Annotated in this window: 6 protein-coding genes and 1 pseudogene; 3 read left to right on the plus strand and 4 right to left on the minus strand. The window is 72.7% G+C overall.

Annotated features, from left to right (window positions below):
• Nucleotides 1-353: 353 nt before the first annotated feature.
• Entirely contained in the window at nt 354-890 is a 537-nt protein-coding gene (locus IF88_RS0139110; protein WP_030724121.1) for a MarR family winged helix-turn-helix transcriptional regulator, read from the minus strand.
• A 133-nt stretch (nt 891-1,023) separates the two neighbouring features.
• Between IF88_RS0139110 and IF88_RS0139115 the strand changes: the two genes are divergently transcribed.
• Nucleotides 1,024-2,319, plus strand: coding sequence for an MFS transporter (locus tag IF88_RS0139115; RefSeq protein WP_199808210.1), 1,296 nt, complete (start codon nt 1,024-1,026; stop codon nt 2,317-2,319).
• A gap of 94 nt (nt 2,320-2,413) precedes the next feature.
• On the opposite strand, the gene IF88_RS0139120 is transcribed toward IF88_RS0139115, so the two are convergent.
• Both IF88_RS0139120 and IF88_RS0139125 read right to left on the minus strand, forming a co-directional pair.
• Nucleotides 2,414-4,279, minus strand: a complete 1,866-nt coding sequence (locus tag IF88_RS0139120) for an ATP-binding SpoIIE family protein phosphatase (protein WP_030724123.1) — start codon at nt 4,277-4,279, stop codon at nt 2,414-2,416.
• A 135-nt stretch (nt 4,280-4,414) separates the two neighbouring features.
• Nucleotides 4,415-5,833, minus strand: a complete 1,419-nt coding sequence (locus tag IF88_RS0139125) for an NAD(P)/FAD-dependent oxidoreductase (protein WP_030724124.1) — start codon at nt 5,831-5,833, stop codon at nt 4,415-4,417.
• 341 nt (nt 5,834-6,174) lie between these two features.
• Between IF88_RS0139125 and IF88_RS0139130 the strand changes: the two genes are divergently transcribed.
• A complete protein-coding gene (locus tag IF88_RS0139130; RefSeq protein WP_030724125.1) occupies nt 6,175-6,948 on the plus strand; it encodes a TetR/AcrR family transcriptional regulator in 774 nt (257 codons plus the stop codon).
• Nucleotides 6,949-7,181: 233 nt separating this feature from the next.
• Entirely contained in the window at nt 7,182-9,230 is a 2,049-nt protein-coding gene (locus tag IF88_RS0139135) for a sigma-70 family RNA polymerase sigma factor (RefSeq protein WP_030724126.1), read from the plus strand.
• Here IF88_RS0139135 and IF88_RS0139140 read toward each other — a convergent pair.
• Nucleotides 9,217-9,892: pseudogene (locus IF88_RS0139140) on the minus strand (hypothetical protein); the annotation flags it as partial. The gene IF88_RS0139135 and the pseudogene IF88_RS0139140 sit on opposite strands and share 14 nt — an antisense overlap.

A 9,892-nucleotide genomic window follows, 5' to 3' on the forward strand; every position in this document is an offset into this window, starting at 1 on the left:
AAGGAACGGACGCTTCCTTTGTACTCACCCTCGCGGGCTTTCCTCCGGGCTTTCGTTCTGTGTTCTTGCGTTTCCGACTCTATCAGACTCTTTCGGGCCTGACCCCCAGTCAGCGGGGTTTGTCTTCCGGGCTGTTGGGCCCTTCCGACTCCTGAACTCTAGTGGATTTCCCCGGCGATTCATAATCGGCCTTCGGAAATGAATTCGGGCATGCCGAATTCGTTCCCAGTGGGAGATCGTGCTGAGTTGGGTGCCGCAACGAGGCGGCGGGATTCGTTGTCGTCTAAACCTTCCGGCCCAGGGACAACTCGAAGAACCTTACGGATCCACGCGGACCGTGTCAACCCCGGCGGTCAGCTGGGGGACTGGAGGTCCTCCACACGGTCCAGCAGCCGGGTGAGCATGTCGCCGAGCACCCCGCGCTCCGCCGTGGAGAGGTCCTGGAGGAGGTCCTCCTCGAAGACCGTGGCCGCGCGCATCGCGTCCAGCCACTTGCTGCGGCCCTCGTCGGTGAGCTCCACGATCACGCGGACCCGGTTGGACTCGTCCCGCTCGCGGGTGACCAGTCCTTCCGCGGTCATGCGGTCGATCCGGTGGGTCATCGCCGCCGGCGTGAGGCCCAGCTGCTTCGCGAGCTCGCTCGGGCCCATCCGGTACGGGGAGCCGGAGATGACGAGGGCCTTGAGGACCTCCCACTCCGCGTTGCTGATGCCCAGGGCCGCGGTCTGGCGTCCGTACGCGACGTTCATCCGGCGGTGCAGGCGGCTCAGTGCCGACACGACCTTCTCGACCTGGGGGTCGAGGTCCTGGAACTCGCGCTGGTAGACGGCGATCTGCTCATCGAGGCTCGGCTCGTGGACGGGCGTAGCGCCGTCGGGGGTGTCACCCATGGGTCGAAGTATGGCACGAGCCCGTTGGCGTCTAACTCCTTCGATGTGTAGAGTTAAGGATCGAAGTTTAGGTATGAAGTTCTGAGCTCTTCAGTCTTCGGCTCTCAAAGGCAGGTGAGAAGTGACCAAGGTGATGGGCGCTGCGATGCGGCGGATCCAGGCCGGCAACGCGCTGACCGCGTTCGGCATCGGTTTCACGGTTCCGTTCCTCTACATCTACGTGGCGCAGGTGCGAGATCTGGGCTCCATGGCCGCCACGAGCGCGTTCGTGGCGTTCGCCCTGGGCGCTCTCGTCGCGCTGCCCTTCACCGGTCGGGTCATCGACCGACGTGGTCCGGTGCCCGTGGTCATGGGTGCGGCCGTCGCCGCGTCGGCCGGTGCGCTCTCACTCGGGCTCTCCACCGGCATCGTGCCCATCCTGCTGTCCGCGCTGGCGCTCGGCGCCGGGCAGGCCGTGATGCAGCCGGCGCTGGCCACGATGATCGTGTGGTGCTCCACGCCGTCCACCCGGACCCGTGCCTTCGCCCTGCAGTTCTTCATGCAGAACCTGGGTCTGGGCATCGGCGGTCTCATCGGCGGCCAGATCGTCGACGAGAGCCGGCCCGGCAGCTTCACCCTGCTGTTCGGCATCGAGGCCGTGATGTTCCTGGTACTGGCCGGCGTCATCGCCACCGTGCGTCTGCCGCAGGTGCAGGGGTTCAAGGACGCCCGGCCCAAGGACACGGCGCAGGCGGGCGGCGGCTGGAAGCGGCTGCTCCGGCACAAGGCCATGGTGCAGCTGTGCGTGCTGGGCTTCGTGGTGTTCTTCGCCTGCTACGGGCAGTTCGAGTCGGGTCTGGCCGCCTTCGGTACCGAGGCCGCCGGGATCTCCCCCTCCACGCTCGGTTTCGCCCTGGCCGCCAACACCGGTGCGATCGTCGTCGCGCAGTTCGTCGTGCTGAGGCTCGTCGAGAAGCGCCGGCGGTCCCGGGTGATCGCGCTGGTCGGTCTGATCTGGACCGTGGCGTGGGTCATCGCCGGTTTTTCGGGTCTGGGGCACGGCAGCGCCATGATGGCCGCCGCCGCGTTCGTCAGCACGTACGCGCTCTTCGGCATCGGCGAGGCCATGCTGTCTCCGACGCTGGCGCCGCTGGTGGCGGACCTGGCGCCCGAAGGTTCGGTGGGTCAGTACAACTCGGCCTTCGCACTGGTCAAGCAGATGGCGCTGGCGCTGGGGCCGCTCGGGGTGCCGCTCGGCGCGGGCGTTCCGATGCTCTACATCGGCGTCTTCGTGCTCGTGTCGCTGGGGATCGCCGGTCTGGCGCTGCGGCTCGGCAGGCGGCTGAGCCCGGCGCAGGACAACCCGTGGCTGGCGAGCCGGGTCGTGGCGCAGGGCGGTCCGGTCGTGGCGGCCAAGGCCGGCGCCGCCGCGGAGCCCGTGAGCGCGTAGGCACGTACGCGAGGGCACGTATATACGTACGTGTGAGTGAACAGACGTGCGGAAGGCCCCGGTCCTTGTGGACCGGGGCCTTCCGCACATCCGGCTACTTGTCCGGCAGGGCGAACTCGCACCAGACGGCCTTGCCACCGCCCGGGGTGCGGCGGGAGCCCCAGGAAGAGGCGATGGTGGCGATGATCGAGATGCCGCGGCCGGTCTCGTCGCCCGGTTCGGCGCGGCGGCGGCGAGGGAGGTGGTCGTCCCCGTCGGTGACCTCGATGATCAGGCGGCGGTCGGTGCGGCGCAGGCGCAGGCACATCGGCGGGGTGCCGTGCTGGAGGGAGTTCGCGACGAGCTCGCTGGCGGCCAGGACGCCGAGGTCGCACAGCTCGACGGGGAAGCGCCAGGAGGCGAGGACTCCCTGGGCGAAGGCGCGGGCGCGCGGGGCCGCCTCGATGCCGCCGAGGAGTTCCAGGGCGGCGTTGTGGAAGAGCTCGGCGTCCGCGCCGGTGCGGGCGGGCTGCTGGAGGACCATCACGGCGACGTCGTCGTCGTGGTCGGCGTCCACGCCGAGGGCGCGCATCAGGCGGTCGCAGATGACGGCCGGGGTGCCCTGGGCGCCGGAGAGGGCGCGTTCCAGGGCGGCGACGCCCTCGTCGATGTCCTCGCCGCGGCGTTCGACCAGGCCGTCGGTGTAGAGGACGGCGGTGGAGCCGGGGCCGAGGGCGATGGTGCCGGAGGTGTGCAGCCAGCCGCCGGTGCCGAGCGGCGGGCCGGTGGGGTCGGCGGCTCTGCGGACGGTGCCGTCCTCGTCGCGGACCAGGATCGGGAGGTGGCCCGCGGAGGCGTACGCGAGGAGGCCCTCGTTGGGGTCGTGGACGGCGTACACGCAGGTGGCGATCTGGCTGGCGTCGATCTCGGCGGCGAGTCCGTCGAGGAGCTGGAGCACCTCGTGCGGCGGCAGGTCGAGGCGGGCGTAGGCGCGGACGGCGGTGCGGAGCTGGCCCATGACGGCGGCGGCGCGGACCCCGCGGCCCATGACGTCGCCGATGACGAGGGCGGTGCGGCCGGCGCCGAGGGTGATGACGTCGTACCAGTCGCCGCCGACGGCGGCCTCGGTGCCGCCGGGCTGGTAGGTGGCGGCTACGCGCAGGTCGTCGGGCTGTTCCAGTTCCTGCGGGAGCAGGGAGCGCTGGAGGGTGACGGCGGCCTCGCGCTGTCGGCGTTCGCTGGCGCGGAGCCGTTCGACGGCCTCGGCGTGGTCGGTGACGTCGGCGAGGTGGATGAGGACGCCGGTGTGGTGGGCCTCCGGCTCGCTCCCGGCTTCGGCCGCCGTGTTCGTACTCGTGCTCGTGCTCGTGCTCGGGTGGGGCTTGGCCTTGGGGAACTCGACCGGGGTGCAGGTCACCGTGTACGAGTGGGCGCCGCCGGGTGCGGTGCGGTTCTTGGCGGTACGGGACTTGCCGCTGCGCTGGACCTGGTCGAGGAGCGGGAGCAGGCCGAGCTCGCCGAGTTCGGGGAGGCACTCGTGGGCGGGGGCGCCGGGGGTGCGGGCGCCGAAGCCGGCGGTGTAGGCGTCGTTGACGTAGGCGACGCGGTGCTCGGGGCCGTGGACGAGGGCGACGAGGGCCGGGAGCCGGCCCAGGACCTCGCGTACGGAGAGCTCGTCGAGGGAGGATGCGGCGGCGAGGGCGCCGGTCCGCTGGGCCGTGGTCGTGCCGCTGCCGATGCAGGGACCGGTGCCGGTCCCTGATCCGCCGCCGGTGGCCGTGCCGGTGCCGCAGACCGTGGGGTCGGCGGGGTGGCCGTCGGCGGCGGGCGCGGCCCGCTCGGTCCCGGGGTCGGGACGGCCGCCGCGGGCTGCCGGGACTGCGCCTTCACCCCGCTTGGCCTGGGCGGCGGCGTGTTCGGTCCGGGCGGCGGCGCGGCGCTGCGTTCCGGGAAACCGGGCGCTCCAGCGCGTGAAGTTCACTGCGTTCAAGCCTCGTGGTGTCGCGAGTGGTCGCTGTGTCGCTCGTGGGCGGTCGCTGACTGGACGATGTCACTCTGTGCAGGGGTGAGCCCACCTATGGTCACACGTCCAGTGTGGCGGACCGCACTGACAACGTCAGCCCTGGCCGTTCTTCGGGGGGTTGGGAGCGGGGGGCGGGGGAGGCGCCTTCGGACCGCCACCTGCGGCCAGTTCGAATTCTGCCCTGGGGTGTTCGAGGGAGCCCAGGGAGACGATCTCACGCTTGAAGAGGCCGGAGAGGGTCCATTCGGAGAGCACGCGCATTTTCCGGTTGAAGCTGGGGACGCGGCTGAGGTGGTAGGCGCGGTGCATGAACCAGGCCGGGTAGGCCTTGAGCTTGCGGCCGTATACGTGGGCGACGCCCTTGTGGAGGCCGAGGGAGGCGACGGAGCCGGCGTACTTGTGGGCGTACTCGGTCAGGACCTCACCGCGCAGGGCGGCGAGGAGGTTGTCGGCGAGGACCTTGGCCTGGCGGACGGCGTGCTGGGCGTTGGGGGCGCATTCGACGCCCTTCTCGGCCGCGGTGATGTCGGGGACGGCGGCGGCGTCGCCCGCGGACCAGGCGTGCTCGACTCCTTCGACGGTGAGGAAGGAGGTGCAGGCCAGCCGGCCGCGCTCGTTCTTGGGGAGGTCGGAGGCGGCCAGGATGGGGTGCGGTTTGACCCCGGCGGTCCACACGACGGTGCGGGTGGGGAAGCGGGCGCCGTCGCTGAGGACGGCGACGCGGTTCTCGCAGGATTCGAGGCGGGTCTCCAGCCGGACGTCGATGTTGCGGCGGCGCAGTTCGCGGACCGTGTAGACCCCCATCTCGGGGCCGACCTCGGGGAGGATCCGGTCGCTGGCCTCGACGAGGACCCATTTCATGTCCTCGGGCTTGATGTTGTGGTAGTACCGCGCCGCGTAGCGGGCCATGTCCTCCAGCTCGCCGAGGGCTTCGACGCCGGCGAATCCGCCGCCGACGAAGACGAAGGTGAGGGCGGCGTCGCGGAGGGCGGGATCGCGGGTGGAGGAGGCGATGTCCATCTGCTCGATGACGTGGTTGCGCAGGCCGATGGCCTCTTCGACGGTCTTGAACCCGATGCCGTAGTCGGCGAGCCCGGGGACGGGGAGGGTGCGGGAGATGGAGCCCGGGGCCAGGACGAGTTCGTCGTACTCCATCTCGACGGGGCCGGTGCCCTCGTCGGCGGTGGCGAGGGTGCTGACGGTCACGGTCCGTTTGGAGTGGTCGATGCGCTGGGCCTCGCCGATGACGATGCGGCACTTGGGGAGGACGCGGCGCAGGGGGACCACGACGTGGCGGGGGGAGATCGCGCCGGCGGCCGCTTCGGGGAGGAAGGGCTGGTACGTCATGTAGGGCTCGGCGGTGACCACCGTGACCTCGGCTTCGCCGGTTCTCAGCTTTCGCTGGAGCCGGAGCGCCGTATACATGCCGACGTAGCCGCCGCCGACGATCAGGATGCGCGTACGGGGCGGGGTACCGGGGGCCGTGCCCCGGGAGTTAGCAGCCTTCACCATCCCATGACGCAACGTGGCCGGGAGTTTGTCCACAGGCCCGACAAATTGTGTGACCGGAGGTGGTGCTGGGGCGGGGTGGAAGAGAGCGTTCGGTGTGGGCGTAAATTCGCAGGTCAGAGCGTGCGGAATGACAGATTCCGGGGGTATGGAACGGAAAAGTGGGGGTGAATGCTCCGATCGGGCGGTGGTCCGTCCGGGGCTGCCCCTTCTGAATTGACTCTGGCTCAACTATGTTCGTATCTCGTCGAGGAGTAGTAGGACCGGGCCCGAGACCGTGGCCCCCTCGGCGTGAAGGCGGGGAGTGTCTCCGGGGGGAGACAAATGATTACCGGGGGAAACATATGAACATTTCCGATTTCCATGGCTCTGCGACCGCTCTCTCGGTCGAGAGCAACGGTCGCGCGCTCACGGGCGGCACCACGCACGGTGTAGGCAGGTCCACGCCGCTGCGCGTCGACGCCCAGCGCAACCTGGAACACGTGCTGCGAGCGGCCCGCGAGGTCTTCGGCGAGCTGGGCTACGGGGCTCCGATGGAGGACGTGGCGCGGCGCGCGCGGGTCGGTGTCGGCACCGTGTACCGGCGCTTCCCGAGCAAAGACGTCCTCGTGCGCCGGATAGCCGAGGAGGAGACCGCGCGGCTGACCGAGCAGGCCAGGACCGCGCTGGGTCAGGAGGAGGAGCCGTGGCAGGCGCTGTCGCGTTTCCTGCGCACCTCCGTGGCCTCGGGCGCCGGGCGGCTGCTGCCGCCGCAGGTGCTGCGGGTCGGTTCGGCGAGCGAGGACGGGGTCGAGGAGGCCGAGGAGGTACGGGTTCCGCAGCAGCGCCAGGCCGTCGCGGCCGCCGGTTCCCCCGATCTGCGGGTCGTGGGCACGCGGAGCGCGGCGGAGGACGAGCCCTCGGACGACGCGGGTGCGGGTGCGCTGCTGGAGGTCGTCGGCCGGCTGGTGCACCGTGCGCGGGAGGCCGGTGAGCTGCGCGCCGACGTCACGGTGGCCGATGTGCTGCTGGTGATAGCGACGGCGGCGCCCGCGCTGCCCGACCCGGCGCAGCAGGCGGCGGCGTCGACCCGGCTGCTCGACATCCTGCTCGAAGGGCTGCGGTCCCGGACGGCGTGACCTGCGCGGTTCGGCGTCGGCCCGGCGCCCCTTCGGCGCCGGGCGGGTGCCCGGCCACTCCAATCGGCGGGCTCTCGTACCGTCCGGCCGTTCGCACGTCGGGGCGCCAATAGAGCGATTCGCCGAATCGTGCCCGGACGAGTGGATGGCGCGCAGAGGGCTTCGACGCGCGACCGCCGTGTGACACGCTTGATCGGTGTACCGGTTGAGTGTGTCGTGCGGGGGCTTCCGCGATGAGCGTTGACGGGCGGGAAGAGCCACTCGGTGGCGGCGGCAGCGAGGTCGAGGCGGGCAGCCTGCCCGCACGGCAGGTGCCGGCCCAGCGCGAACCGGGCGGCCGGCACGCACGCCCCTCGCGCTCTTCCGGACCCGGCAGCATCGGGAGCGAACTCCCTCCGGCCGACGGTGACTTGATCGCCCGCATGCGGGGCGGGGACGACGGTGCGTACGAGGAGCTGTTCCGTCGCCACGCCGAGGCCGTACGACGCTACGCGCGGACCTGCTGCCGGGACGGGCACACCGCCGACGACCTGACCGCCGAGGTGTTCGCACGGACCCTGCAGGCGGTACGGGGCGGGGCGGGGCCGGACCAGTCGGTGCGGGCGTATCTGCTGACGACCGTGCGCAGGGTTGCCGCCGCCTGGGCCAGGACGGCCAAGCGGGAGCAACTCGTCGAGGACTTCGCGGTCTTCGCGGAGCAGGCGTCCACGGGCGCGGAAAGCGGAGCCGGGATCTCCGGGCTGTCCGGGGACGACACGCTCGAACTGGGCGCGGACGTACGGGCGATGCACGAGGCCGAGCGGTCGCTGGCCGTGCAGGCTTTCCGCAGCCTGCCCGAGCGGTGGCAGGCCGTGCTGTGGCACACCACCGTCGAGGAGGCGTCGCCGAGCGCGATCGCCCCGTTGTTCGGGCTCAGCGCCAACGCGACGGCGGTGCTGGCCGGCCGCGCCCGGGAAGCGCTCAAGCAGGCCTATCTGCAGGCCCATGTGAGCGCGGCGCTGAGCTCGGGCGGTGACTGCGCGCGGTACTCGGACCGGCTGGGCGCGTACGCGCGGGGCGGGCTGCGGATGCGGGCGGAGCGGGGGCTGCGCAAGCACCTGGAGGAGTGCGCGAAGTGCCGGCTGGCCGCCGGGGAGCTCAAGGACGTCAACGCGGGGATTCCCGCGGTGCTTCCGGTCGCGGTCATCGGGTGGTTCGCCGCCGGGTACGCGGCCAAGGCCGCCGGGGTGGTGGCCGGTGGAGCCGTCGCCGCCGGCGGGGCCGGGGCCGCGGCCGCCGCCTCCGGCGGGTCGACCGCGGGGGCCGGGGCTGCCGGGACCGCGGGTGGTGCCGGGGCGGGTGCGGGTGCCGCGGGTGGAGCCGCGGGGGCCGGTGCCGGCGGCGGGGCCGCCGGTGCGGGTGCCGGGAGCGGGGGCGGGGCCGGGGGTGCGCTGGCCTCCGAGGGGCTCGGGCTGCCGGCCAAGGCCGCCATCGCCGCCGGGATCGCGGTGGCCGCGGCCGCCGGGGTGGTGTTCGCGCTCGCCGGGGACGATCCCGAGCCGCAGGCCCGGGCGGAGCCCGCGCCCGGTGTGGCGGCGCCGGTGGTGCCGGATGCCCCTGCCTCGCCGTCGGCGGAGCCGAGCCCGGGTGGGGAGCCGCCGCGCGCGCGGGGCTCCGTACCGCCGGCGCGCGTACCGTCGCCGACACCTTCGGCTCCGGCCTCCGCGGCTCACCCGGCCGCCTCGCCGTCCTCGTCCCCGCCGCCCTCGCCCTCACCCTCACCTTCGCCGAGCCGGGAGAAGCGCGCGCCCAGGCTGTCCCCGAGCCCGCCCTCCCCGGAGCCGACCCCGCCGCCGTCGAAGGCGCCGCAGGGGTTCCAGCTGGCCCGGCTCGACCAGTCGGCCTTCGGGGACCACGACGGTCCCGAGGTGCAGACCTGGCGCACCAGCTGGGTGTGGCAGCGCTGGGGGCTGGAGGTGGGCGGCCGCCGCTTCGCGCAGGGCATCACCGTGAACTCGCGTTCCTCGGTGGAGATCGCCCTCAACCGGCAGTGCACGAGCTTCTCGGCGCAGGCCGGGGTGGACGGGCTGTCGCTCCACACCGACGGCTCGGTGCGGTTCTCCGTCTACGCCGACGGGCAGCGGCTGTGGCAGTCCGCCGCCCTCGGCCACGAGGACCCGCCGGTGGGCGTGCAAGTGTCCCTCGCCGGCCGCAAGACGCTGCGGCTGGTGGTGGAGAAGGCCGGGCCGGGCAGCCTGCCGACGCTGGCGAGCTGGGCCGACGCCGTGATCAGCTGCCGGTGAGCGTGGCGGTGAGGGCCGCGGCGAGCTCGGCCGGGGTCAGTGCGGCCCCGGCGGCCTCCTCCCGGGCGTAGCGGGCCGGGCCGAGCAGGGCGCGGGTCCGTTCCGGGAGCCTGTGCACGGCGCCGCTCTCGGGGACCGAGCGCGGAAGGCCCGCGCGCCAGGCGGTGGCCGCCGCGAGGGCCCGTACGGCCTCGGCGGGCCGGCCGTCGTCGGCCAGCAGCACGGCGGCCGCTTCGGCCATGCCGGCCAGGAACCGTTCGGCGCACCGGGCGGTGACGGCGGCGGCGAGGCCGGGCCCGATCTTGGCGAGGCCGGCGGCCGGGCCCTGTTCGTGGGCCGTGAGGACGGCGTCGATGCTGTCCAGCCCGGCGGTGAACTGTGCGGGCACGGTGATCCGTACGGATTCGGCGCGGGCCCGCTCGCACTCGCTGCGGGCCATCGCGAGGTCGCCGCGCTGGAGGGCGAGCAGGGCGGAGAGGAGCCGGGCGAAGCTGCTGACGTCGTGCACCCCGCCGTGGCGGCCCGACTCCTGGTCGGCCTGGGCCAGGAGGCGTTCGGCTTCGTTGTCGACGAGGGAGCCGAGGACGTCGGCGGTGTCGTAGGACGGGTCGGCGCAGACGGCCTCGGCGGCGGCGAGGTCGCAGCCGCCCGCGAACACGGAC

The sequence above is a fragment of the Streptomyces sp. NRRL F-2580 genome, assembly GCF_000720115.1.
Taxonomy (GTDB): Bacteria; Actinomycetota; Actinomycetes; order Streptomycetales; family Streptomycetaceae; genus Streptomyces.

Excerpts from the sequence above, each read along its gene's own strand:
- IF88_RS0139115 (WP_199808210.1), top strand. The coding sequence starts at position 1,024 with ATGGGCGCTGCGATGCGGCGGATCCAGGCCGGCAACGCGCTGACCGCG.
- IF88_RS0139110 (WP_030724121.1), bottom strand. The coding sequence starts at position 890 with ATGGGTGACACCCCCGACGGCGCTACGCCCGTCCACGAGCCGAGCCTC.
- IF88_RS0139125 (WP_030724124.1), bottom strand. The coding sequence starts at position 5,833 with ATGGTGAAGGCTGCTAACTCCCGGGGCACGGCCCCCGGTACCCCGCCC.
- IF88_RS0139130 (WP_030724125.1), top strand. The coding sequence starts at position 6,175 with ATGAACATTTCCGATTTCCATGGCTCTGCGACCGCTCTCTCGGTCGAG.
- IF88_RS0139135 (WP_030724126.1), top strand. The coding sequence starts at position 7,182 with ATGAGCGTTGACGGGCGGGAAGAGCCACTCGGTGGCGGCGGCAGCGAG.